Annotated in this window: 26 protein-coding genes and 5 pseudogenes; 23 read left to right on the top strand and 8 right to left on the bottom strand. The window is 38.9% G+C overall.

Annotated elements, in window-relative coordinates:
* Positions 1-101: 101 nt before the first annotated feature.
* Positions 102-284 (top strand): annotated as a pseudogene (locus PN838_RS18535) (IS4 family transposase); the annotation flags it as partial.
* Positions 285-516: 232 nt separating this feature from the next.
* Here PN838_RS18535 and PN838_RS18530 read toward each other — a convergent pair.
* Positions 517-1,263 (bottom strand): SDR family NAD(P)-dependent oxidoreductase, encoded by a 747-nt coding sequence (locus tag PN838_RS18530; RefSeq protein WP_272181598.1) that lies wholly within the window; start codon positions 1,261-1,263, stop codon positions 517-519.
* A 448-nt stretch (positions 1,264-1,711) separates the two neighbouring features.
* Here PN838_RS18530 and PN838_RS18525 point away from each other — a divergent pair, with 448 nt between their 5' ends.
* Both PN838_RS18525 and PN838_RS18520 read left to right on the top strand, forming a co-directional pair.
* Positions 1,712-2,302, top strand: a complete 591-nt coding sequence (locus PN838_RS18525; RefSeq protein WP_215962527.1) for a hypothetical protein — start codon at positions 1,712-1,714, stop codon at positions 2,300-2,302.
* Between the two features lie 132 nt (positions 2,303-2,434).
* On the top strand, positions 2,435-2,995 hold the full coding sequence (locus tag PN838_RS18520) for a phosphoribosyltransferase (protein ID WP_215962528.1): 561 nt from the start codon (positions 2,435-2,437) through the stop codon (positions 2,993-2,995).
* A gap of 88 nt (positions 2,996-3,083) precedes the next feature.
* Here PN838_RS18520 and PN838_RS18515 read toward each other — a convergent pair.
* A pseudogene (locus PN838_RS18515) lies at positions 3,084-4,375 on the bottom strand (NCS2 family permease).
* A gap of 116 nt (positions 4,376-4,491) precedes the next feature.
* On the opposite strand from PN838_RS18515, the gene PN838_RS18510 reads away from it, so the two are divergent.
* The 3 genes from PN838_RS18510 to rarD all read left to right on the top strand — a co-directional run bounded on the left by PN838_RS18510 (position 4,492) and on the right by rarD (position 6,317).
* On the top strand, positions 4,492-4,797 hold the full coding sequence (locus PN838_RS18510) for a hypothetical protein (protein ID WP_272181597.1): 306 nt from the start codon (positions 4,492-4,494) through the stop codon (positions 4,795-4,797).
* 212 nt (positions 4,798-5,009) lie between these two features.
* A complete protein-coding gene (locus PN838_RS18505; RefSeq protein WP_272181596.1) occupies positions 5,010-5,168 on the top strand; it encodes a hypothetical protein in 159 nt (52 codons plus the stop codon).
* Positions 5,169-5,645: 477 nt separating this feature from the next.
* On the top strand, positions 5,646-6,317 hold the full coding sequence (rarD, locus tag PN838_RS18500; RefSeq protein ID WP_334313402.1) for an EamA family transporter RarD: 672 nt from the start codon (positions 5,646-5,648) through the stop codon (positions 6,315-6,317).
* A 139-nt stretch (positions 6,318-6,456) separates the two neighbouring features.
* On the opposite strand, the pseudogene pckA reads toward rarD, so the two are convergent.
* The 4 genes and pseudogenes from pckA to PN838_RS18480 form a co-directional block, all read right to left on the bottom strand.
* A pseudogene (gene pckA / locus PN838_RS18495) lies at positions 6,457-8,063 on the bottom strand (phosphoenolpyruvate carboxykinase (ATP)).
* A gap of 417 nt (positions 8,064-8,480) precedes the next feature.
* Positions 8,481-9,782: a two-component system sensor histidine kinase EnvZ gene (envZ, locus tag PN838_RS18490; protein ID WP_272181595.1), complete on the bottom strand. Its 1,302-nt coding sequence runs from the start codon at positions 9,780-9,782 to the stop codon at positions 8,481-8,483.
* 33 nt (positions 9,783-9,815) lie between these two features.
* On the bottom strand, positions 9,816-10,343 hold the full coding sequence (locus PN838_RS18485; RefSeq protein ID WP_272181594.1) for a winged helix-turn-helix domain-containing protein: 528 nt from the start codon (positions 10,341-10,343) through the stop codon (positions 9,816-9,818).
* Between the two features lie 7 nt (positions 10,344-10,350).
* Positions 10,351-10,536 carry a response regulator gene (locus tag PN838_RS18480; protein WP_272181593.1) on the bottom strand — a complete coding sequence of 62 codons (186 nt, stop codon included), beginning with the start codon at positions 10,534-10,536 and terminating at the stop codon, positions 10,351-10,353.
* Between the two features lie 434 nt (positions 10,537-10,970).
* Between PN838_RS18480 and PN838_RS18475 the strand changes: the two are divergent.
* From PN838_RS18475 to PN838_RS18460, 4 genes and pseudogenes are all read left to right on the top strand, one after another.
* Positions 10,971-11,111: pseudogene (locus PN838_RS18475) on the top strand (transcription elongation factor GreAB); the annotation flags it as partial.
* 819 nt (positions 11,112-11,930) lie between these two features.
* Positions 11,931-12,332 carry a hypothetical protein gene (locus PN838_RS18470; protein WP_272181592.1) on the top strand — a complete coding sequence of 134 codons (402 nt, stop codon included), beginning with the start codon at positions 11,931-11,933 and terminating at the stop codon, positions 12,330-12,332.
* Positions 12,333-12,334: 2 nt separating this feature from the next.
* Positions 12,335-12,544, top strand: coding sequence for a hypothetical protein (locus PN838_RS18465; RefSeq protein ID WP_272181591.1), 210 nt, complete (start codon positions 12,335-12,337; stop codon positions 12,542-12,544).
* Positions 12,534-12,794 (top strand): hypothetical protein, encoded by a 261-nt coding sequence (locus PN838_RS18460; RefSeq protein WP_272181590.1) that lies wholly within the window; start codon positions 12,534-12,536, stop codon positions 12,792-12,794. The genes PN838_RS18465 and PN838_RS18460 overlap by 11 nt, the downstream gene beginning before the upstream one ends.
* A 487-nt stretch (positions 12,795-13,281) precedes the next feature.
* On the opposite strand, the gene PN838_RS18455 is transcribed toward PN838_RS18460, so the two are convergent.
* Together PN838_RS18455 and PN838_RS18450 are read right to left on the bottom strand one after the other, a co-directional pair.
* Entirely contained in the window at positions 13,282-13,857 is a 576-nt protein-coding gene (locus PN838_RS18455; RefSeq protein WP_272181589.1) for a hypothetical protein, read from the bottom strand.
* Complete coding sequence (locus tag PN838_RS18450) at positions 13,854-14,399, bottom strand: hypothetical protein (protein WP_272181588.1); 546 nt, start codon at positions 14,397-14,399, stop codon at positions 13,854-13,856. The genes PN838_RS18455 and PN838_RS18450 overlap by 4 nt, the downstream gene beginning before the upstream one ends.
* A 481-nt stretch (positions 14,400-14,880) precedes the next feature.
* Here PN838_RS18450 and PN838_RS18445 point away from each other — a divergent pair, with 481 nt between their 5' ends.
* The 13 genes and pseudogenes from PN838_RS18445 (at position 14,881) to PN838_RS18385 (ending at position 24,555) form a co-directional block, all read left to right on the top strand.
* Complete coding sequence (locus PN838_RS18445) at positions 14,881-15,111, top strand: restriction endonuclease subunit S domain-containing protein (RefSeq protein ID WP_272181587.1); 231 nt, start codon at positions 14,881-14,883, stop codon at positions 15,109-15,111.
* 59 nt (positions 15,112-15,170) lie between these two features.
* Positions 15,171-16,698: pseudogene (locus PN838_RS18440) on the top strand (type I restriction-modification system subunit M).
* Complete coding sequence (locus tag PN838_RS18435; protein WP_272181586.1) at positions 16,688-17,791, top strand: restriction endonuclease subunit S; 1,104 nt, start codon at positions 16,688-16,690, stop codon at positions 17,789-17,791. Before PN838_RS18440 ends, PN838_RS18435 begins: the two are co-directional and overlap by 11 nt.
* Before the next feature lie 121 nt (positions 17,792-17,912).
* Positions 17,913-18,401, top strand: a complete 489-nt coding sequence (locus PN838_RS18430) for a toll/interleukin-1 receptor domain-containing protein (RefSeq protein ID WP_272181585.1) — start codon at positions 17,913-17,915, stop codon at positions 18,399-18,401.
* Positions 18,392-18,721 (top strand): hypothetical protein, encoded by a 330-nt coding sequence (locus PN838_RS18425; protein ID WP_272181584.1) that lies wholly within the window; start codon positions 18,392-18,394, stop codon positions 18,719-18,721. Before PN838_RS18430 ends, PN838_RS18425 begins: the two co-directional genes overlap by 10 nt.
* Before the next feature lie 405 nt (positions 18,722-19,126).
* Positions 19,127-20,002 carry an STAND family AAA ATPase gene (locus PN838_RS18420; RefSeq protein ID WP_272181583.1) on the top strand — a complete coding sequence of 292 codons (876 nt, stop codon included), beginning with the start codon at positions 19,127-19,129 and terminating at the stop codon, positions 20,000-20,002.
* A 29-nt stretch (positions 20,003-20,031) separates the two neighbouring features.
* Complete coding sequence (locus PN838_RS18415) at positions 20,032-20,199, top strand: hypothetical protein (protein WP_272181582.1); 168 nt, start codon at positions 20,032-20,034, stop codon at positions 20,197-20,199.
* A gap of 110 nt (positions 20,200-20,309) precedes the next feature.
* A complete protein-coding gene (locus PN838_RS18410; RefSeq protein ID WP_334313541.1) occupies positions 20,310-20,870 on the top strand; it encodes a type I restriction endonuclease in 561 nt (186 codons plus the stop codon).
* On the top strand, positions 20,810-21,688 hold the full coding sequence (locus tag PN838_RS18405; protein WP_334313540.1) for a type I restriction endonuclease: 879 nt from the start codon (positions 20,810-20,812) through the stop codon (positions 21,686-21,688). The genes PN838_RS18410 and PN838_RS18405 overlap by 61 nt, the downstream gene beginning before the upstream one ends.
* Positions 21,664-22,155 (top strand): DEAD/DEAH box helicase family protein, encoded by a 492-nt coding sequence (locus PN838_RS18400; protein ID WP_272181580.1) that lies wholly within the window; start codon positions 21,664-21,666, stop codon positions 22,153-22,155. The genes PN838_RS18405 and PN838_RS18400 overlap by 25 nt, the downstream gene beginning before the upstream one ends.
* Entirely contained in the window at positions 22,149-22,823 is a 675-nt protein-coding gene (locus PN838_RS18395) for a type I restriction enzyme subunit R domain-containing protein (RefSeq protein ID WP_272181579.1), read from the top strand. Before PN838_RS18400 ends, PN838_RS18395 begins: the two co-directional genes overlap by 7 nt.
* A gap of 8 nt (positions 22,824-22,831) precedes the next feature.
* Positions 22,832-23,728 carry a hypothetical protein gene (locus tag PN838_RS18390; RefSeq protein ID WP_272181578.1) on the top strand — a complete coding sequence of 299 codons (897 nt, stop codon included), beginning with the start codon at positions 22,832-22,834 and terminating at the stop codon, positions 23,726-23,728.
* A complete protein-coding gene (locus PN838_RS18385; protein WP_272181577.1) occupies positions 23,728-24,555 on the top strand; it encodes a M48 family metallopeptidase in 828 nt (275 codons plus the stop codon). Before PN838_RS18390 ends, PN838_RS18385 begins: the two co-directional genes overlap by 1 nt.
* Positions 24,556-24,596 lie beyond the last annotated feature (41 nt).

The raw sequence follows: 24,596 nt of genomic DNA, 5'->3' as shown, positions 1-24,596 counted from the left end.
CAGGTCTCCAAGCGATTTGGCAAGTTACTCTCGTTTTATGGGTAATAAAAAATATAGTAACGCCCGTAAATGCTGAAGCAAGGATTAAGCTTTTCGCAACGAGCGCGACACAACATTACCTGCTACTTTCCTTGGAAAATACCACTGATATCATTTATCGCCATTGATCTATTCGAACGGAATTAGGCTTCATTAACCAAGGTTACCGACATCGTGGTTTGCTTGCACATAGTATCGTTTTGTTTGCCCTAGAAGCATCTGAAGTCGTTGGGCTTATTGAACAGTAGCGATGGACAAAGATACAAAACGCACCGACTGTGCGTCTGTTAAAGTGTAATGACAAGGATGGTTAAGTTACTAACCATCCTTGAAGATGACGTGTTAGCCAAAGCTCTTGAGTCAAACTTGTGATCAAGAGACAGCGCTTAGGTTGTTTTTAGTGCATAAATAAAACTACGCATCAGCATAATCAAAAACCTAATCAAAAACGTAATCAAAAACGCACAGCAACATTGATTAGGAAAATAACAATCCAGCATTAATGTCGACACAGTTACCCGTCATATAAGACGACTCGTCTGATGCCAAGAATGACACTAATTTAGCAACTTCTTCTGACGTACCTTCTCGTTTAAGTGCAGTTGCACCTGCTACGTTCGTACGGACTTCACTCTTAGTGAAGGTATCGTGAAATCCTGTACTAATCATTCCAGGACACACACCATTCACTCTAATGTCTGGGCCTAACTCTTTAGCTAAACCACGCGTAAATGTCATTACAGCGCCCTTAGATGTCGCATAGGCAACCGCTCCAGGTCCGCCTCCATCACGCGCTGCTTGTGAAGCAAATGTAACGATTGAACTACCAGCTTTCATATGAGGAACGCATGCTCTTGTCATCTTAAATAATGACGTTAGATTTACATTCATCACGTTATGCCAATGCTCATCTGTCATCTCGCTAATTTTGACGCGACCAACTAAGCCACCTGACACATGTACTAAGCAGTCAATGCCACCGAGTTGGTTTACTGCAGCATCTATCGTTTTATCTACATCGGCTTGAACGGTTAGATCAGCCTGAATAGCAACGGCTTTTTGCCCCAACGCTTCTATTTCAGCAACAGCTGAAAGCGCAGTTTCACTACTCGAATGATAAGTTAATACAATATTTGCACCTTTTTTGGCTAAATCGATAGCACACGCACGACCAATATCACGGCCACCACCGGCTACAATTGCAACCTTTCCCTTCATAGACATATGATTCTCCAGAGGATCTAATAAATGAAATAGATGATTGCAACTAAGTAAATACAGGCCGCACTCCCGATTTAACTAAGTTGACCCGATCGAATGTAAACCACACAACAATGAATTGTCAACCAATTAATTGACCAATGGTTAACCATTTTGGTTAATTCTTATCCAAAATTCCAATATCGAGCTGCTAAAAGCTCGTTATAAAATTTACCAAAGCAAATAAAAAGCACACCTCGCTGACCAATCAGTGCATGCCACTCCTTAAATCGGCGACATGACTTTTTAACCAAACAGGGGCATATGGTATTCCTCAATAAATTATTTCAGTTTTCTAATTTTTTATTTTATGCAGTTATTTCGGACATTTACGTCAAAAAGTAAACAACAGTTGTACCAAATAGATTAGTTGCTTAGAATTCAGTTAACCTTAGGTTAATCAGAGCACCACATGAGTTCAGTGTTATTTTGGCTTTTAGTCATCGTTGTTGTTTATTCTTTATATGTCGTCCGAAAGAAACAAAAAACAATACACGCGTTAAAAACCAAGCAACTTTCGTTAAATCATTCAGTCCGTCAATTGCAAAATCGCTATAAAGAGTTGGTCGCGTCGCTACCACAACAGTATGAATTGGAACTTGAAACAGAACACAAACGGCGATTGATTGCCGTGGGCAATAACTACTTTGTGTTTCAAGCGGTAAACTCGTTAAACTTAGAGCGTTTGTCTGACTTAGTCGATACATTTTCCAATGTATTTTCTCAGTTTGAAGATATCAATTGGTACCCTAAAGAGCAGCTTCCAGCCTTAATATCAAGGCTCTGTGAAGCCTTGCCTAGCGATACCCGTAGCTTCAATAGCCAGTTTTATCTCGAAAAGGCGCCAAGACTATTTTTTGATTTTTCTGAGGAAATTAACGAATTAATTATTAAAAATGAAGCACAGTCAGAAGAAGACACAATAGAATCTGAAGAAGATGAGCAAAGTAATACTTATCAGTATTCTTCTGAAACAGAACAAGACATGTCTAACAACTCCTAAATACAAAACAAGCCGACCAAAAGCGTGTCCGCCTATGGTTGTGAAAATACTGAACAAACATGGAATATCGGGATTTATTGAGCTAAAGTAGTTGATCCCTTTTGCCATATAAATAAAGGTAAATAAAATAATATGGTCCCTAAGCGATTTATTACTGCTCAAGAATTATTAGAAGATTCCTTTCGTCTTGCCCATCAAGTTTATGAATCTGGATTTAAACCTGACTTTATTATTGGGATCTGGCGTGGCGGAGCACCAATTGGCATCGCAGTTCAAGAATACTTCGATTTTAGAAAAGTCGAAACAGATCACATTGCGGTGCGCACATCTTCATATTACGGTATTGGTCAGCAATCCAAAGAAATTAAAGTTCATGGTTTACATTATTTGATTGAAAATGCGAATGCGGACAATTCGTTACTTATTGTCGATGATGTTTTCGACTCAGGACGAAGCATTGATGCGCTGATCACACAAATTAAAAGTTTATCGCGACTTAATACACCAAAAGACATTCGAATAGCGTGTCCGTGGTTTAAGCCAAAAAACTGTCAGGTAGACATAGTTCCCGACTATTACGTTCAACAAAGTGATGAGTGGTTAGTGTTTCCACACGAGTTATCAGGGTTGACGGCTGAAGAGTTAGCGGAAGGTAAAACAGATCTAAAAAATATTATAGATCTGTTTAAATAAATAAAAAAATACGGGGTTGATGCATTCAACCCCGTAATTAAATTCAATAAAAACACAATTAACGATTTTAACAAATAGCTGTAAATCACTAATCAACAAATGCAATTTTAGCAATAAATAATACCGTCAGAATCCAAACGCTTAGACTGACTTCATCTCTTTTGCCACACAATAGCTTAGTAAATGCATACGTTATAAACGCCAAACTTATCCCATGCGCAATAGAAAATGTTAGCGGTGTAAAAAGCAATACTACAGTCACCGGCGCAGCTTCCGTAATGTCACTCCAATCAACATTTTGCAAATTAAATAGCATTAATATCGCCACATAAAACAAAGCCCCCGAGGTCGCATATACTGGGATCATACCCGCCAAAGGGGCAAAGAAAATACTCAGTAAAAATAGCACACCAACGCAAACCGCAGTTAACCCCGTGCGACCACCTTCGGACACTCCAGCTGCACTTTCTATATAACTTGTCGTTGTTGATGTACCTAACGCAGCCCCCGCTAACGTTGCGACAGAATCACTCGATAATGCTTTTCCAAGGCGAGGGATATTGCCATCTTCGTCAATTAATTTGGCTTTTTGCGTAACTGCAATCAATGTTCCTGACGTATCAAATAAATCAACAAACAAGAAAGCAAAAACAACACTTAACATAGATAATTCCAACGCGGCGCTTAAATCCATTTGTAAAAATGTCGGGGCTAACGAAGGTGGCATCGACATGATACCAGCGTACTCAATATCACCAAATCCTATACCGATTAACGTCATGGCTAATATCGCAAATAATACCCCACCTTTAACACCTCTTGCAGTTAAAGCGGCAATCACAAAAAAGCCAATCACACTCATTAAAGGGGTGAATTCAGAAAGGTTACCTAGGCTAACAAATGTTGCTGGGTGAGCGACAATAATGCCCGAATTTTTAAGTGCTATTAACGCCAAAAATGAGCCAATCCCCGTTGCAATACCGAGTTTTAGTACTCTGGGGATCGCGTTAATGATCCATTCCCTAACCTTAAAAAGGCTCAATAAAAGGAAGATAATCCCCGATAGAAATACCGCACCTAAAGCGGCTTGCCATGTATGCCCCATACCAAGCACAACACCATAAGTGAAAAAGCGTTTAACCCCATTCCAGGCGCAAGCGCGATGGGATAGTTCGCAACAAACCCCATAATAAAGCAACCAATCGCGGCCGCGATACAAGTAGCGACAAATACGGCCCCTTTATCCATCCCAGCCTCGGCTAAAATACTTGGATTTACAAAAATAATATAAGCCATAGTGACGAACGTCGTTAAACCCGCGACAATTTCGGTTTTCACGTTCGTATTATTGGCTTTTAAATGGAACAGTTTTTCCAACATATCTAAACCTTCTTCAATTTTTGAGCAATATTTTTAAAATAGCGCTATATTTTGTACCATGCACTGCGAAAGATTAATAGAATCAATCTTTTATTTTACCTAAAGAGAACAAGAACATGAAAACAATACTGCTAAGCCTTATGACCTTCATCTTATTTTCAGCGCCTAGTATGGCAAAAACAAAATGGTCTGACTTTAGTTTAAGCTATTTAAAAGGCAGTGATTACGAACTGGGTGACAATAAACGTGAAGTGATTTCGTTTGAATACGCAAACGGAAGTACTTGGGGTGATACCTTTATGTTTTTTGATCGGCTAATATCTGACAACGGCGATGTTGAAACCTACGGTGAATATAACTCACGATTTCATGTAAAAAATTCAATGGTTTTATTAAAAACGTTTATGTTGCAGGCACTTTAGAAATGGGCCCCGGCAATAACTATCTATTTGGCGTTGGCACCGATCTAGATGTACCCTACTTTAAGTTTGTCCAGCTGAATCTGTTTCACCGTAACAATGCCTTTGGTGGCAACAATTACTAGGCGACTTTCGTTTGGAGTGCTCCAATTGGACCTCTGACATATACCGGCTTTATCGACTACGCAACTGAATATGATTCTTATGAGGCGTCAATGAATTTTACCTCGCAGCTAGGTTACGATTTTGCACCAGCGTTAAATATGAAAAACAAATTTATCGTCGGCATTGAGTACGTTTATTGGGACAACAAATTTGGCATCGACTCCATCGACGAACGCAATGCAAACCTATTAATCAAATATCACTTTTAATAAATTCAAAATCCTTACTGCATCTAAACCTGTGGTGATTATTACGGGGCAGTTGTGGTAAATATGAAATAGTAAGCTCATATAAAACGTACGGCCATATTTATCAATAAATAGAGCCGTGCATTATTTACCGAATTTATTTATATCTCTTAGAAATTATTCCCAAAAATCTGTTAACTTGCTCGTAACTAATTAACATCACTTGGCGACGTTGTTTATTGCCAAGGTGTGACTCAAGGTTTGACACTTAAAAATGAATTCAAATGGAAAGAATGGCGCTATATTAGCCGTTATGGCTTATTCTATGTGGGGCTTAGCACCGGTATTTTTCAAACTGTTAGACCACATTTCGCCGCTTGAAATATTGCTACACCGCATTCTATGGTCCGTGGTTGTTTTGGCTATTATAATTTCAGTTAAAAATAACTGGCGAGCTGTTATCGCTGTGTTTAAAGACAAAAAAATATCCTACTGTTAATGTTAAGTAGTTGCTTTTTAGCGTTAAATTGGTGGTTGTTTATCTGGGCCATAAATTCTGGGCGCATTTTAGACGCAAGTCTAGGCTATTACATTAACCCGATATTAAACGTCGCATTGGGCATGGTGTTTTTGTCTGAACGCCTAAGCCGCCTTCAATATCTGGCACTGGCACTCGCTTTTACCGGCGTCTTAATTCAAGTTGTGACTTATGGTTCTTTTCCAATTGTCGCGTTTGGTCTTGCCTCGTCATTTGCAATGTATGGCCTTATTCGAAAAACCATCAAAGTTGACGCGGTGACCGGCATTTTTTGGGAATCCGCACTGTTAATTGTACCGGCCATTATCTATTGGCTAGTTTCAGAGCCTACAGTGACGACAAATATGTTTAACAACCCACTTAATTTAAATCTGTTATTTATAGCGACTGGGCTTGTAACAACAGCACCATTACTTTGTTTTGTCGGCGCTGCTCGTCGTTTAAACTATTCCACTATGGGATTTTTCCAATACATTGGACCAAGCATCATGTTCCTTTTTGCCATATTTGTTTATCAAGAAAATATGAGTGACGCTAAATGGCAGACATTTGCATTTATCTGGACAGCGTTAATTTTCTATTCTTACTCAAGTTACCGAACCTACTTAAATAACAGGATAAAAACTCACTAGTTGCTTAGCCTAGTCATCTGCATGACCAACAAGTATCTGCTGTGTTAATTATTACTTAGATTATTGCAGACATAAAAAACCTCGATTAACGAGGTTTTTTTACGATTCAACACATAATACTAATCCGCTATCAAGCGATTTAAATTTGTGGGCCCGCTGCCACTAACGCTTTGCCTTCGTCATTATCAGTAAACTGAACAAAGTTTTTCACAAACTTAGCGGCTAAGTCATCTGCTTTAACTTGCCATTCATCCGCTTTTGGATATGTATCACGCGGATCCAAAATACCAGAGTTCACGCCAGGTAATTCAGTAGGAACTTCTAAGTTAAAGATAGGTACAAATTTAGTTGGAGCAGCTTCAATTGACCCATCTAAAATTGAATCGATAATCGCACGTGTATCTTTAATCGAAATACGTTTACCTGAACCATTCCATCCAGTATTGACCAAGTAAGCTTCAGCACCCGCGGCATTCATACGCTCAACCAAAACCTCAGCATACTGAGTAGGGTGTAAGGTCAAAAACGCTTTACCAAAACATGATGAGAAGGTTGGAACAGGTTCCGTGATACCACGTTCAGTACCAGCTAACTTAGCAGTAAATCCAGAAAGGAAATGATACTTCGTTTGTTCTTTAGTTAACTTAGAAACCGGAGGCAATACACCAAAGGCATCCGCCGTTAAAAAGATAACTTTTTGCGCATGGCCAGCTTTAGAAACCGGCTTAACGATATTCTCGATATGGTATATAGGGTACGAAACTCGAGTATTTTGAGTTACAGAGCCATCAGAAAAATCAATTTTACCATTATCATCTACTGTGACATTTTCAAGTAACGCATCACGGCAAATTGCATTATAAATATCGGGTTCGCTTTCTTTATCTAAGTCGATAGTTTTGGCATAACAACCACCTTCAAAGTTAAAGACACCGTCTTCATCCCAACCGTGTTCGTCATCACCAATGAGTTGGCGTTTAGGATCGGTTGATAAGGTTGTTTTACCCGTACCAGATAGTCCGAAGAAAATAGCAACATCGCCTTCTTCCCCAACGTTAGCTGAACAGTGCATTGAAGCCATACCTTTTAGCGGTAAATAGTAGTTCATCATTGCGAACAACCCTTTCTTCATTTCACCGCCGTACCAAGTACCGCCAATTATTTGCATTTTTTCTGAAAGGTTGAATACCGTAAAGACTTCAGAATTTAATCCGTGTTTTTGCCAATCTGCATTGCCTGTTTTAGAACCGTTCATTACAACAAAATCCGGCTCGCCGAAATTTTCGAGTTCTTCGTCAGTTGGGCGAATAAACATGTTTTTAACAAAGTGAGCTTGCCAAGCAACTTCCACTATAAAACGTACTTTAAGTCGTACTTTTTCATTTGCACCACAAAAAGTATCAACAACATACAGTCGGTTACCAGATAGCTGATCTGTGACACATTTTTTAAGTCTTGCCAAACGTCATTTGAAATAGGCTTATTATCGTTTGGAGCAGACTTAGAGTTCCACCATACTGTGTCGCGAGTGACATCATCTTCGACGATATATTTATCTTTTGGCGAACGACCGGTAAATACACCCGTACTTACATTAACGGCACCTAATTCGGTAACCACGCCTTTCTCAAATCCTTCTAGCTCAGGGTTTGTTTCATCTGCGAATAATCTATCGTAAGAAGGATTATGGATAACTTCTGAAACGTTTGTTATGCCGTACTGCGATAAGTCGATATTTATAGCCATTATATTCACCTGAACACTTTAGATTTAACAATTTGGTTTTTAACTCGCATTCTCACGTTTCGAGTTGTTGCGAAAAAATACATTGCCCAAAAGTACGCTTCGTTTACTCCAGTTTCGTAATCAACCTTAAAGCTGCGCTTAAAAACTTACGTGTTTTTATTGAACGAAAACAAGTCTATCGTAATTCCTGAAAGTTTTGTAGCCCATACTGAAAGTTTTCTTTAGAACTTTCAGTTTTGTTTGGGTAATTATGAGGCATAAGCGGAAAACGCATCAGAGCGGTTATTTTAAAAAATAGAACAGAGATTTATTTGTATATATTTCATATAGATAAACAAAAACCGGAGCGTGGGAGCTCCGGTTTTTATATTGTGACTGGATATTTATTCACCGACAAAAAATGAATATAATATCGAATTAGGTTCGTATTGGCAGAGAAACTGTCGCGGCCAACCTAGGATTTACATTATGTAGCTTAACCTTTCCATCATGCATATCGACAATCTTTTTGATTATAGCCAACCCTAATCCACTGCCTTCGCCACCTCGAGCTAAGTCACCTTGAGTAAATGGTTCGAACAAACGCTCTAGATCATTTTCATCTATACTAGGGCCTGTATCGCTTACTCGAAAATGCACTTTACGATTTTGTTGGTCGTAATGACTGCAAATAGTTATGTCACCCTCGGAGTATCGGATGGCGTTTTCAATCAAATTTGCAATTACCCTTTTTAAGGCAATCGGTCGTACTTTCACTTGTGGTAATTCAGGGTCAAATACAAGATTAAAGTTACGACCTCTATTATTATTTTCAGAATCGGCCACATCTTGTAGTAACTGGTTTATATCTACCGCTTCTAATTCTTCCAATTTGTGATGTCGGATAAATTCCATGAACTGATCAATAATCGCATTCATATCTTCGATGTCATTGACGATCCCGTCTTTTAAAAATTCATCCGTGCCACTCATCATTTCAGTCGCTAATCGAATACGGGTTAGCGGCGTTCTTAAATCATGTGAAACACCGGCCATCAGTAAGTTACGGTCTTTCTCCAGTTGCTGGATACCCGCCGACATTTGATTAAACGCCTGAGTTACCGCAATAATTTCTTCTGAACCGCGCTCACGTAGGGTTTCTGGAAACTCTCCTTTCCCCACTTCGATTGCCGCATTTTGCAGTGCTTTTAACGGCCGATTAAGCTGCCTCGCAAAGACCCAACCACCAGCCACACTCAACACACCTATTGCCACTAAATAGATAACCAAAGGTGAAAAACTCTTTTGTTGAAAACCATCAAGCGGAATTTTAACCCAGTAGTTTGGCGCTTGAGGTGGTTTTACCCAAAAGAAACTCAGTTCGCCGTGAGATATACGTACTTCCGCTTCACCACCTAATTTCTTAGACATCTGTTCCGAAAAATAAGGGTAATGTGCCGCTTCATCTAATCCATTCCAACGTGCATCTTCCTCCTTCATGACCTGAATTTTGGTCGCCTGGATAAAGTCTTTAGACAACTGAGTTGGCACACGATAGCCATTTTCTTCGCCTAAAAATAACACTTTCACCTGACTCGCCATCAGATTATTGATCTGTTGGTAAGCCGGTTCGAACAAATAAAATACAACGCTAAGATAGGAAACAATTTGATTGATCAACAACAGCGAACCAATTAAAAATACTGTTTGCCCAAACGCACTACGTGGTAACACCTTCATATGCACACCTAAAGAACAACGTTAATAAAACAATTAACCTTTACCATCTGGGATAAATACATAACCAATTCCCCAGACCGTTTGTATATAACGCGGTTTAGTGTGATCTTCTTCAATCATTTTACGTAATCGACTCACCTGCACGTCGATACTTCGCTCAAGTGCAGAATAATCTCTGCCACGTGCCATGTTCATCAGCTTGTCCCGTGACAATGGCTCTCTTGCGTGGCTAATTAGAGCTTTTAAAACAGCAAACTCGCCACTCGTTAACGGCATTACTTCATCACCGTGATGCATTTCACGGGTCGCTAAGTTTAGTTTAAAATCGCCAAATTCAACTTCTTCCTCCTCAAGCGTTGGTGCGCCCGGTAGCTCTTTTGTTTTGCGACGCAAAATTGCTTTAATACGGGCCAATAGCTCGCGGGGATTAAACGGTTTGGGTAAGTAGTCGTCAGCGCCTAATTCAAGACCGATTATTCTGTCTACTTCATCACCTTTAGCCGTTAGCATAACAATTGGAATTTCGTTGCCTATTTGACGCAATCGGCGACAGATAGACAAACCATCTTCACTCAGGTAACATTAAATCGAGTACCAACAGGTGAAAGTTTTCGCGTTCGAGTAATCGGTCCATTTGATCCGAGTTACCTGCACTGCGAACGATATAACCCTGTTCCGTCAAATAACGCTCTAATAAACTGCGTAAACGCATGTCGTCATCTACAACCAAAATTTTCGTGGTTTCTTGTTCCATTTTTAGGTTCCAAATTTGCCTGTCTGTTTACACTCAATTGTTGAGTGTGTTGATCTTTGGTGTCAATTTTCAATTTAGCCCATAGGGTAAATTGGCTAAACGGCCAGTTGAAAGTACATGGAGTTCGGCTAATGTTTACAACAAAGATCAAAACACTATAAAGAATATAAGGCATTTTTAGGTGGAAGACAGTAAAGGGATGTTACAAAGTTTGTCTTCGTAAATTTTCCAAGTGATTCGGTCACTTTTTGAATCACCCCAAGCATTCAAACCACACGACCATTTAGTTTCGCATAGCTAAATTATATCAACCTGAAAATTGGTGCGCCCCGCGCAGCGCAATATATTTGCTTAAAAAGAGGGATCACCATTGATTTCTTTTTGCAGTCACGACATATTGTGCAGCCAAACATTAAACGAACTTATGCGAGCAAATGAAGACAAATCTAGTCACCCGTGAAGGTTATTTAAAGCTACAAGCTGAACTTGACCATTTATGGCGCACAGAACGACCAGAAGTTACCAGAAAGGTCGCCTGGGCTGCGAGCTTAGGTGACCGCTCCGAGAACGCCGATTTGGACTTAGAACCCCACACCTTATACTATTTTTAATTTAATCATTATTTATCAAGATTTTACCAATGTTACACATACTACCGCCAGTATACTATTTAGCATTATTCCACTTTCATTGATATTGAGAACTTTTACTTGCATAAACGGCCATGCTTTAGCATCTAATTCATATTTTTCATCCGTCCCAACTCAGTCTAGAAAAAGTATCTTGGCTTAACGAATTCGCCTCACTTAGCGTTGTCAGCGGATTACATCACCTATTAGCATACAATGAGTCACTGACGCACAAACTCAGCTATCTGCACATCCAAACTAGCGTCATAAACAACCTGAATTCCTGTTCAATTATTTATGAATTTCAATTAGACTTCTGGCTCATTTAAGCAATCCTTGCTAGTGCTGAACTCCGATCACACTGTACGTCACTTCGCCAGAGCTGATTGGGCTCAGTCACATCAAACAGGCACAGAAAAGTTTGTTAGATTCAAACATCCACCCCACTCGCACAATTAAAAACTCCAGCATTTAGTTTACCAACCCTAGTTTGGTTTTTACTCCTCATAGGTGAATACCTTTAGTGTTAATCCTTTGACTTCGGCGATGAAAAAGTACGGTTAGTAAACTAAAAGCTATGAAATTTGTTGACTTTTTGCGAATCACATATAAAATTTTAATCGGCTATTGAGTAAAGCCTGTCAGTCCATGCAAATATTTTTCGAGATAACTCAATTATAATCTGTTTATGCATAAGCCCATATGGCGCCAAGCGATGGATCAAGTGGACATTACATTACGTATTGGTAGATATATGGAGACTTCATGTCATCTATAACAAAAAGCTTTATTGCTAAGCTTAAAAAGAAAGCAAAAACTCTTCGCAAAGACTCTCCTCGCTCTTTGACCCAAATTCAAGATGAATTGGCTCGTGAATTTGGCTATTTAAATTGGCGAACCTTGATCTCATATGAAGGTCGCGGTGTGATATTGGTAATCGACGCCGAAGAATGGTTTAGGCTCAATTACACGCTGTCGGTCAATCATTCCAATATCTACCCGACGATTGAAGAACCCCATGATGTATTCGAGATCATTGCTTCTCAGTTTGATTTTGCGTTAGACATCTCAGATGGTGGTCGATTCGCTGAAATGGCAGAAAACTTGGCTTTAGAAGGCCCTTGGATTTCTGAGTCGTACTTAGCCAAATTATACAGTGGAGAATAGTCATGAATACGTCTAGTTTTCCACAAGACAAATCGTTAATTACAGACGACGAACCTAAAGTTATTTCCAATTATAATGGATATGGCCACCCAAACTCTTCCAATTGGGAGCATGATGATACTGGTTGTATTAATAATTATGCTGGATGTGAAGATATGTCTCTTTCTGCTGAAGCCGAACACTCCGGCTGGGAGGAAGGTTATGACTACTAACGTACCAAGTGCACTGCAGCAAGATTTTATTTGTTATTTGATTGAAATAGATAAGATAGCTCTAGCCGAAGCGGTCATGGATGATGCCGTGGCAGAACTGTCGACATTGGATTTACTGTGCCTACAGAATTTGAGCGTTGCCTTTAAACATGCACATAACCATCTACGCGATAAGCGCATATGCGATTCCATGGCACTTGTTACATTGAGTGGTTGGGGCCGCGGCTCGGAAACTACCATACTTGTTTAGTGAACGGTAAAGTGTATCTAGTGGTGTTATTGATGCACTTTTACACAAAGCGCACCAATAACAATTCACTTCTAGCGATGTAACGCAGATAAATTGACACTTTATGCCACCCAGACGTATATAAATTCACGCAAAATGGTTGCAAATTATAACCTACACCTAATACCAATATAAATTTTATTTATCATACACATACGAATATTATACATACTACATGACGTGTACTATTTAACATTGCTCTACCCTAATTGATATTAAGAAACTTTTACTTAACATAAACAGCCATGCTTTAGCATCTGTTTTTATGATCAAACCAAATAGTGCGCCAACTTACGTTTAAACTCGCTAAATTCTATTTCTCCAAGTGGCGTTGTTACTTGCAATAAAGTGCTAAGTTGCTTTTCAAATGCGCTTGGCTCATATGTAAAAAAATCAGACCTATCAAAAAACTTAAAAGTCTTATCAGCTTGAGCAAATTCCGAATACTTTATAATTCCGGATAAATATAAACTTGTTTTTTTCGTAAATAGTTGCTAGTTCTATGATATTTTGCGGCAAGGTCTTTGGCAGCTATATTTGATAGAGCTTCTAAATGATTTATTGGAAAAACTGTGACCAAATCTTTGAGCGCTGAATTTAACCTAACATCTTCTGTATTTCCAAACACTCTCCAGTAGTCAGTATTATTATTGATAGGATCCATTATAGCTCTTACCCGGCCTTCAATTATAAACTCGGACAATAGCTCAACATCATTTTTAGTTAGGCCAAACTGTTTCTTTGTTAATGTATTAATAAAAGTGGAGTAATCGGCCTTTTCTGGTAGAACAAAATGCCAACTAGTATTGAGATAATCTGCTTTCGATGCACTATCTTTCAGCGGCACCGAAGGCACTATTAAAGATTGGCTATAGAGCTGAGTAAGCACTTCTAGATCATAGTCTTCTGAACCGAAAAACGGAGTTTGAGATTTGCGATAGACCCTATTGGGGAATTTTATAGACTTAAACGTTTGGTTTAAACATAGTAACAACCAAGCCTCTAATGCCGAATAGTTACTCAATGGTTTTTGTGGCTGTATATCGGGTTTCCTAATGGATTTCGCATGATGCTTGATAACTCGCTTGTATTTTGAGGCTTTTTAATACTGTTTTTTACCGGTATATTCAAAGCACGCCTCTTTCTTTTACGGCAAGATTGTAATACGTCTTTGTGACGTTTGATTTCCTTATTGCATGAGTTGCAAACATCCAAAAGGTCCCAGCCATTGCTAGGGATTCCATTAATCCCAAATCTTTTTTCTGCTCCATCCGTATAATTGTAATATACATCTCGGTTTTGATTTCGAATGAACTCCAACTGGTCCCTTGTTGTAAACACACTATGTGTTTTACACCTTTTACAATTTAAAGAGTCACAGTCAATAAGAGCGGTGCAGTATTCTCGAACCAAGTCGGTTAAAGATTTTTTACTTCTACTTTTTGACTTGGCGAGATAGTCAACCTCCATAGCAAACTGACCATTCGTTTCAAATCTCCAATAGTCTTCACAGATTCGACGAATATATGGATTAGTAGTCTCTATTACAATATCGATTTTCAACATTAAGTACCTCCCAAATGCTACTGCACCATACTTATAGTGCACAAAATACAATTTGCCAACATTTATTTTGCACTATTGGTATGTTGTATTAATTTCACTTCATGCTAGAGTTTAATAAATTCAAACAAAAGTTATGTTTAATTATGAAACTACAAGACATTGCAAAAATCAGAGCAGGCCACCCCTTTAGGGGAAAGTTGTAGAAAATACAAATGCAAAATCGAAGGTTATTCAAATTAGAGACGTAACACGAGATGGCAAAATAAATTGGCAGAGTATTATTTCCGCAACAGTTGAAAATAAACGTGGAAAGGTAGGCTGGCTAGAAAAAGGAGATGTAATATTTACAGCTAGAGGACCAAAAAATATAGCGGCATGCGTATCACATGAACTTGAAGAGGCTATCGTTTGTTCTCCTCACTTTTTATCATTCAAGTTTCCGATACGACGTTATTATTGCCAGAATTTTTAGCCTTAGCAATTGAATCAAGCTCCAGCTCAAAAGTATTTTGAAGAAATGGCGGAAGGTAGCTGGCAAGTAGGGATAAATAAATCCACAATTCTAAGCCTAAAGATTTCGATACCAGACATAGAAAAACAGTACAAAGTTGTTGCTTTAGCAAATACATTTCTAAAAGAAAAGGAAATACTGCAAGCATTAATAGAAAACCGAGAAACGCAAATAAAAGGTGTAGCCCAACAATTACTATAATCAAAAAACACTTTTAACTGCAAAAGCATCGGTAGATTAAAAAATTAGGACGAACTAAAATGACAGAACAAATTAACCAAGACGATATTAACAAAGCTGTATGGAACGCTTGTGACACCTTCCGTGGCGTAATCAGTGCCGATACCTACAAAGACTTCATTTTGACTATGTTGTTCTTAAAATACATCTCTGATGTGTATAAAGATGAATACAACAAATTAGTTACGCAATATGGTGATAACCCTGAGCTTATTCACGCCATGATGTCGAAACAGCGTTTTGTGCTACCAGAAGGCGCAAGCTTTTGGGACTTATACGAAAAGCGTTATGAAGCAGGCAACGGTGAGCGAATCGATAAAGCCTTACATGCTATTGAAGAAGCCAACGGCAGTAAGCTTAAAAACGTATTCCAAGACATCAGCTTTAACACTGACCGCCTAGGCCAAGAAAAACAAAAGAACGACTTACTTCGTCACTTACTGGAAGATTTTGGTAAAGACATTTTAGATTTAAGCTCAGAGCGTGTGGGCAGCTTAGATATCATCGGTAATGCTTACGAATATCTGATCAAACACTTTGCGGCTGGCAGTGGTGCTACCGCTGGTGAATACTATACCCCACCAGAGGTATCAACCCTTTTAGCAACGATTTTAGAGCCAGTTGAAGGCGACCAAATATGCGACCCATGTACAGGAAGTGGCTCACTACTTCTTAAATGTGGCGCTATGGTGCGTAAAAATTCTGGCTCAAAAAATACGCCTTATTTGGGCAAGAAGCCATTGGTTCAACTTGGGCATTAGCCAAAATGAACATGTTCCTTCATGGTGAAGACAACCACCGCATTGAATGGGGCGACACCATTCGTAATCCGCTACTAAAAGAGAAAGACGGAAACGGCTTACTGCACTTTGACGTAGTTACTGCGAACCCCCATTTTCTCTCGAAAAATGGGGGCATGATACTGCTGATAACGATCCTTATGGGCGCTTTAGACGAGGTATTCCACCAAAAACCAAAGGCGACTATGCGTTTATTAGTCACATGATTGAAACCCTAAAACCCGGCTCTTCATCGGAGAAAGGGGGTCGCATGGGTGTGGTAGTGCCACATGGTGTGTTATTTCGTGCATCTAGTGAGGGCAAAATTCGTCAACAACTGATTGAAGAAAACTTGCTTGATACTGTGATTGGCCTGCCAGAAAAATTGTTCTTTGGAACAGGCATTCCTGCCGCCATTTTAATATTTAAAAAGCACAAAACAGACAAAAACGTATTGTTTATTGATGCCAGTCGTGAGTTCAAGTCAGGCAAAAACCAAAACCAGCTAACTGACGTAAATATTCAAAAAATCATCGACACCTACAAGGCTCGTGAAAATGTAGATAAATACGCTTACCTTGCCAGTTTCGATGAAATCAAAGAAAACGACTTTAATCTCAACATTCCTCGTTATGTTGATACCTTTGAAGAAGAAGCAGATATTGATTTAGTGGCAGTGCGCACTGAGCGTGTTCAGCTTAAACGTGAACTGCAAACTCTTGAAGCGGAAATGGAAGGCTACTTAAAGGAGTTAGGTTATGGTGCCTAATGGATGGAAAGCAATTACGCTCGGTGACTTAGTTACCAGCAGCGCATTTGGACCAAGGTTCTCTTCAGATTTATATTCTAAAAATGGAGCTATTGGAACTATACGCACAACTGACCTGTGTGATGAAGGAACAATAAATTACAACACAATCCCTTATGCAGATTTAGATATTGACGAGTTTAAATCTCACATTCTTGTTAGTGGCGATTTACTGATTACTCGCTCTGGGACATGCGGTATTCCATGCATTTTCGAAAAACAAGATAAGCCGATAATAGCTGGAGCTTTCTTGATAAGGTTTAAGCTAAAAAGTGATGTAGATGCGTCTTACCTCCACTATTTATTAAAATATGATGTAACTCAACACCATATTTCTAAGATGGCATCTGGCGGAGTACAAAAGAATCTGACAGGTACTAGTTTAAAGAAACTAAAGCTTGAAGTTCCAGAGCATAAGGAACAACGCAAAATCTCCAAAATACTATCCATTTGGGATAAAGCGATTAGCACCACTGAGCAACTAATCGACAACAGCAAACAGCAGAAAAAAGCCCTGATGCAACAACTGCTCACAGGCAAAAAGCGCCTACTTGATGATTCAGGGAAGTCGTTTGAGGGTGAGTATGAGAGAGTCAATCTAAGTGAACTTGCAACACTAGATAAGATCTCACTAGGTAAGAAGACTCCTGAAAATTTTGAGTTCAGCTACATCTCGTTATCAGACGTTGAAACTGGAAAGATCTCTAAAAAGCTAGAAAAACACGTTTATGCTTCATCGCCATCACGAGCAAGAAGAGTAGTGAGTGATGGAGATATATTGTTAGCTACAGTGAGGCCAAACTTAAAGGGCTTCGCTAAAGTAACAGAAGAACATGACGGAATGATTGCTTCTACTGGCTTTTCTGTTCTAACTCCAAAGAAAGATGTTTCTGGTGATTATCTATATCACTATTTATTTAGTTGCCATATAACGAGTCAAATAAATGCTCTAGTAGTAGGCTCAAATTATCCAGCAATCAACTCTTCTGATATATCAGGTCTTAAAGTATATATACCTTGTTATGATGAACAGAAAAAATTGCGAAAGTTCTGAACAATGCTGATCAATCTTTAGCCCAACTAGAGCAACAATTAGCAGATCTCAAACAAGAGAAAAAGCACTAATGCAGCAACTGTTAATTGGCAAAAAACGAGTATTAATTTAAGGAAGAATAATGGCGGTAAAAGTATTTATAAGTTATGCACACAAAGATGAGCAATTTAAAGACAGTTTAGTTGAGCACATGTCTGGGTTAGTTAGAGCTAATGTTGTAAGTGAATGGAATGATAGAAAAATAGTACCCGGTCAAGATTGGAGTGACGAAATTTCTGAAAACTTAGCCTCTTCAGAAATAATTTTATTCTTAATTAGCTCTTCTTTTATGAATTCGGACTATTGTATGGGTGTTGAAGTGCAAAAAGCCCTTTCAATGCATAAGGAAGGAAGTGCACAACTAATTCCTATTGTTATTAGAGCAGTTGACTGGTCTGATTCAGTGCTTTCGAAAATACAAGGCTTGCCAAAAGATGCTGTACCTATTGCGTCTTGGGGTAACGAAGATGAAGCTTGGGTGAATGTTATTGGTGGTGTTAAAAGCACATTCAAGAGTTTAAGCCAAAGTCACACCCAATTAGGAAGACTACGGCAAAAGGAGTGCAATTAACTGATAAAGCGAGTTCTTGGCTCAGTGATACCGAAATAGTGCTCACACATCGCAAAGTTAACCAAGTAAGTTTAGATGATATTTATGTTGTTCCAGATGTTGAACTAGATAGCTCCAATGATTTAGTAGACATAAAGCCAGCAAAATATTTATTACAAAACCTTGGTCATCACATTATATCTGGCGAAGAACAACAAGGTAAAACTTCTCTTCTAAAATATCTATACAAAGAGTTACTGAAACTATCATTTTTGCCAGTCTATCTTGATGCGTTAAACATAAAAAAGCGTCCGCAGAGCAAGAAATATCGAGGGCATTAACCGAACAATATGAAAATCTTACATTTGACAGCTTTAATAAGAATGAAAAAGCTGTCCTTCTCATTGATAACATTGATGAAATAGGCCTAAATAAAAAATTCAAAAGCAAATTTCTTGAAGAGATAAATAAAACAACCGACAACACTTTTATTACTTGTCATAGTTCATATACTTTTATTTATGGTGATATTCCCGCTCTCGATGAACATGACCGAATCGAATTGATGGGGCTAGGGAATAAAAAAGAGAAGAATTAGTTCAAAAATGGATTTCTCTTGGTGTTGAAGAAAGCATTGAAGAAGAAGAACTTTACGCTAAGTGTGATGAACTTAAGGCTCGACTTAATATTGTTATCAAAAAAATATTGTCCCACCAAAGCCAATTTATGTCTTGATGCTATTGCAGATGTTTGAAGCAAATGCGCAACTTAACTTGGACTTGACATCATATGGTCATTGCTATCAGCAGTTAATTTACCAATCGTTTGATAAAGCGAATATTGATAAACAAGATTTTGATAAATACCTCAATGTACTAACGGAATTGGCTTGGGAAATTTTTCAACATGGCTCCGATCTCAACATTCATCAGATTGAAGAATTTTTTAAAAATTACAGCAAAATCTACTTGCATGTTGATAAAGAAAAAGTACTTAGAAAGCTTGTTGGGCACTCAATATTATCAAGCAACGGTATTAATGTTGGTTTTAAATACCCTTACATTTACTACTTCTTTGTAGGCAAAAAAATTGCTGAATCATATAGAGACAGCGAAGAAACTCAAGCCAAAATTCAAGACTTATTAGAAAGGCTCCATAGAGAAGACTTTGCAAATATTCTAATCTTTATTACGCACCACACAAAAGATTCGTGGGTATTAAACGAAATAAAGTCGATATTAACTTCATTATTTGATGATCATAAGGAAGCTACTTTAGATAAGGAGCAGCTTTCATTTATGTCTGAGTTCATGAAGGCTATTCCTGAGTTAATTATTGAGCAACGTGAAATTCAGAATGAACGTGACAAGCAAAATGAACGTTTAGATCAAATGGAACGAAATTCTGATGATAAAAATGAAGTTGAGCTGGATATATTAGCTAATATCAACAAAACCTTTAAAGGTATGGAGATTGCGGGACAGATTATTCGCAATCGACATGCAACACTTACACGTGATGCAATGGAAGAATTAGCTAAAACAGGAGCGAATGCTGGTTTAAGGTTTTTGGAATATTTTATTAAGATCTCTGACACAGCGAAAAAGAAATCGTTAAGTTGATATCAACTCACTTATCAGAACACCCAAATTTGACAAATAGAGAGATTGAAAAACAAGCAGAAAATGCGTACCTACATCTTACTTATGGCGTAATTAATGGTATTACAAGGAAAATTGCATCTTCTGTAGGCTCGAAAGAAGCTTTGGAAGTTTACCGAGAAATGGAAAAAATGTTGGTACGCCTGCTTTCCATTTGATACGACAAGCAATCGAACTTCAGTTTAATAAATCAATAAATATTGAACACATTTCTAGCTGCGTCAAACAACTTAAAGACAATCAAGTCTGTCTTAGAATTTTGAAAGAAATGGTAATTCAGCATATTTATCTTTTCCCTGTGGACTATAAAGAGAAACAACAATTGTCGCACCTTTTAGGAATATCAGTGCAAGGACAGCGATGGATGGATACCAAAAAACAGGGAAAGGCTAAAATGACATTCAGTGTTAACTTCCAAGAAGAGTTCAGCGCTAAAATTCCTGCGCTTTCGTTGCTTACAAATTTAGGCTACACCTTCATTCCACCAAGTGAATGCGAAGCGTTACGTGGTAATACTTTAGCAAATGAAAAGAAAAGCACTCATCAGGTTATTTTATTACCTGTTATGCGTGAAATCTTAGCGAAACAAACGTTCTCGTTTGCGGGTAAGCAACATACATTATCAGAAGCCGCAGTTGATAAGGTGATGCATGAGCTGAACCCTGCCATGAACCTCGGGTTAAAAGCAGCTAATGAGAAAATTTACAATGCCCTAATGTATGGCGTTAGCGTTACTGAATTTATAGATGGTAAAAAGCCTCCCCCACCATTAAGCTTATTGATTGGCACAACATTGATAATAATCAATTTCATTTTACCGAAGAATTAGTAGTACAAAATGCCGAGGGTACAGGCAACCGCAGACCGGACATTGTGTGTTTTGTAAATGGGTTGCCGTTAGTGGTGGTTGAAGCAAAACGCCCGGACTCGAACAAAGAAGGTAAATCGACCAACGTTGAGGCAATTTCTCAGCACATTCGTAATCAAAAGCAGGATGAAATACCACATTTATATGCCTACAGCCAGTTACTGTTAGCCATAAACGGGCATGAGGGCTTGTATGCGACGTGCGGTACACAAGATAAATTTTGGGCTAAATGGAAAGAAGAACAAATACCCGAAGCGGAATTTGTTAGGTTAAAAAATCACAAGTTGAGCGATGAAGAATTAAATGCGCTGTTTAATCATCGCCCTGCAAAAGATAAAACAGATTATCAGTCACTTCTAGCCGCTGGTGACTTAACTGTTACCGACCAAGATAGGCTTATTGTAAGCTTGCTACGTCCTGAACGTCTTCTCGATATGACTCGCCTGTTTACCTTGTTTGATAAAAAAGCAGGCAAGATTGTAGCTCGATATCAACAGGTATTTGGCATAAAAGCACTTATTGAGCGCATAAACACCTTCGATGACACTGGCGCTCGTGAAGGTGGTGTTATCTGGCACACCACGGGCAGTGGTAAGTCATTTACTATGGTGTTTTTGTCCAAAGCGCTTATTTGGCTTGAAGAACTTGCGCAGTGCCGCGTAATTATTGTAACTGACCGCGTGGATCTAGAAGACCAGCTAAGCCGTACGTTTGCCTCCGGTGGTGTACTCACCGACCGTGATAAAAAGATGCAATGGCAACGACTGGAAAGCGTTTAGCGGAACAAATTGGTCAAGGTAACGAGCGAGTTATTTTCTCGATCATTAATAAGTTTGGCTCTGCCATAAAACACAAAAACTGCTACAACGACAGCCCGAATATTATTGTGTTAGTGGATGAAGGTCACCGCAGCCAAAACGGGGAAAATAATATCCGTATGCAGCAGACGTTGCCTAAAGCGGCTTTTATTGCTTTTACAGGTACACCACTGTTAAAAGACGATAAGACTGAAAACAAATTCGGTAAGATCATTCACTCTTACACCATGCAGCAAGCGGTTGAAGATAAAACGGTTACCCCTCTTTTATACGAAGAGCGGATTCCAGAGCTCAACGTTAACGAAAAAGCAATTGATGCTTGGTTTGAGCGCAGCACCAGTAAGCTTAGCGACAAGCAAAAGACCGACTTAAAAAGAAGTTTTCGCAAAAAGGTCAAATTTATCAAACCGCAGATCGTATTATGTTAATTGCCTATGATATTGCCGACCACTTCCAAAATTTTAAACATCAAGGTTTAAAAGGCCAGCTAGCTTGTGACTCTAAAGCCTCTGCCATTCGCTACAAAGAGGCATTAGATAAAATTGGTACTGTCACATCGGTTGTGGCGATGTCAGCTCCTGACACTCGTGAGGGTCATGAGGCGGTAGATCAAGAAAGCAAAGACATTGTACAAAATTGGTGGAAGGCTAACGTAAATAAGATGGACGAAAAAGCCTACACCAAAGCCATTATTGAAGACTTTGGTAGAGATGATGGCCCTGACATCATGATAGTGGTTGATAAACTGCTAACCGGCTTTGACGAGCCTAAAAACACAGTACTGTATATCGACAAACCCCTTAAAGAGCACAACTTAATCCAAGCCATTGCCCGTGTTAATCGATTGCACAACAAAAAACAGTTTGGCTACTTAATTGATTATCGCGGCATATTAAAAGAACTTGATACAACAATAGAAAAGTACCAAGACCTTGCTGAACGCACACAAGGCGGTTTTGATATCGACGACCTGAAAGGTTTGTATAACCGAATGGATACGGAATATAAAAAACTGCCGGGGTTACACAGTGATTTGTGGGCGATATTTGAAGGTGTAAAAACAAACAAGATGGCCCAGCGCTTCGCCAAGCGTTAGCGCCAAAGGTGAATGATGTTGATGGTAAGCTTGTCGATACCAATCTTAAAAAGCGTGATGACTTTTATTCAGCGCTGACCGCATTTTCAAATTGTATGAAAGTAGCGTTGCAATCAGCAACCTACTTTGAAGATAAGTCGTTCAATAACAAACGTGACTTGTACAAACGTGACCTAAAAGCCTTTGTCGATTTGCGCAAACAAGTGCGTGAAGATGCTGACGAAACCATTAATTATGATGAATACGCAGAAGATATTCGCAGCCTTCTAGACAAGCATATTGCTGGTATTGAAGTAAAAGATCCCGATGGTGCATATTTAGTCGGTAATTTAGGAAAAGACGTTAAACCTAAAGATATGAGCGATGACGAGGCGCGTAACCAAACAGACAAAATTACGGGCCGGATCACTAAGATGATTGAACAGGACTTAGCGGATGATCCTTATGCGCAGGAGTACTTTTCTAAGATGCTTAAAAAGGCAATTGAAGATGCCAAAGCGATGTTTGATGCACCGGTTAAACAGTACATCCTTTTTGCTGATTTTGAACAAGAAGTAAAAGGCCGCAAAGTTGCAGATATTCCCAATGATTTTGTAGATGATTCCGGCAAATTAAATAAACATGCACAAGCCTATTTTGGTTTGTTCAAGCACCTATTTGATGCTGAGTTTTTGACTGAAAAGGACCTGCATAGTGACAAATTGGTTGCTTTGGCGTTTAGTATTGATGATGTGGTGAATACCGCTGTTGCTGAGTATTCAATCAATCCCGCGGAGATTGAAAACGCCATACACATGAAGTTGTTGCCGATGTTATTTGGCGATCTTGGCCTTGAAAACGCTCAAAAGCTAATTGAAGAAGTGTTAAAGAAAATACGCTTTGGTATATCACGAGGCGACTTATAGTGCCCAAACAAACCATTGCCGCTTCTATTAATTCAGGAGAAAGCAGATCTACAATTGAAGAACAATGTATTCTTACCTATGGTAACGACACCATTTACTACGACGTTATTCGTAAAACAAAGCCTACTGATAACGCTAAACAAACAGCACGCAAAGTAATTATTAAGGTTCACCCTGATCAGCGAGTTGTCGCTACTGTGCCTCATGATGCTAGTGATGATGCTATTCAAAATGCAATGCACAAGCGTGCTAGATGGATTTGGCAAAGCATTGATGAATTTGCAAAGCAAAAGGATACGGTATTGCCCAAGCGGTACGTGAGTGGCGAAACGCAGTTTTACCTAGGTAAGCGCTATGTATTAAAGATCCACATTGATGCTGATCAAGTACCCAACGTAAAGCTAAACCGTGGCAAATTAAACGTCACACTTAAGCATGAAATCAGTAAAGATAATGATGATCGGGTGGTGGAAATTAAACCACTTATTGATAGGTGGTATCAGCAAAAAGCGAAAACCATCTTTCACGAGCGGCTTGCCGAATTACTACCAAAAACAACGTGGGTAAAAGGCATTCCTTCTTTTCGTACAATGCCAATGAAAAAGCAATGGGGAAGCTGCTCTGCCAAGGGCAACTTGATGCTCAATCCCCATCTTGTTAAAGCACAAAAAGAATGCATTGATTACGTGATATTACATGAGCTTTGTCACATTGCTGAACACAACCACAGCGAGCGTTTCTGGCGTTTGCTAACCCAAGTGATGCCGAATTGGAAAGAAGTAAAAGCCAAATTAGATGACATGGCGGAGATGTATTTGAATGAGTAGTGACTATGGCCTGTGAAGGTTTGGTGACTTTGCAAACACAT

Source organism: Psychrosphaera algicola (assembly GCF_028401425.1).
Classification (GTDB): Bacteria; Pseudomonadota; Gammaproteobacteria; order Enterobacterales; family Alteromonadaceae; genus Psychrosphaera; species Psychrosphaera algicola.
This window is presented reverse-complemented; position numbering and strand designations above follow the sequence as displayed.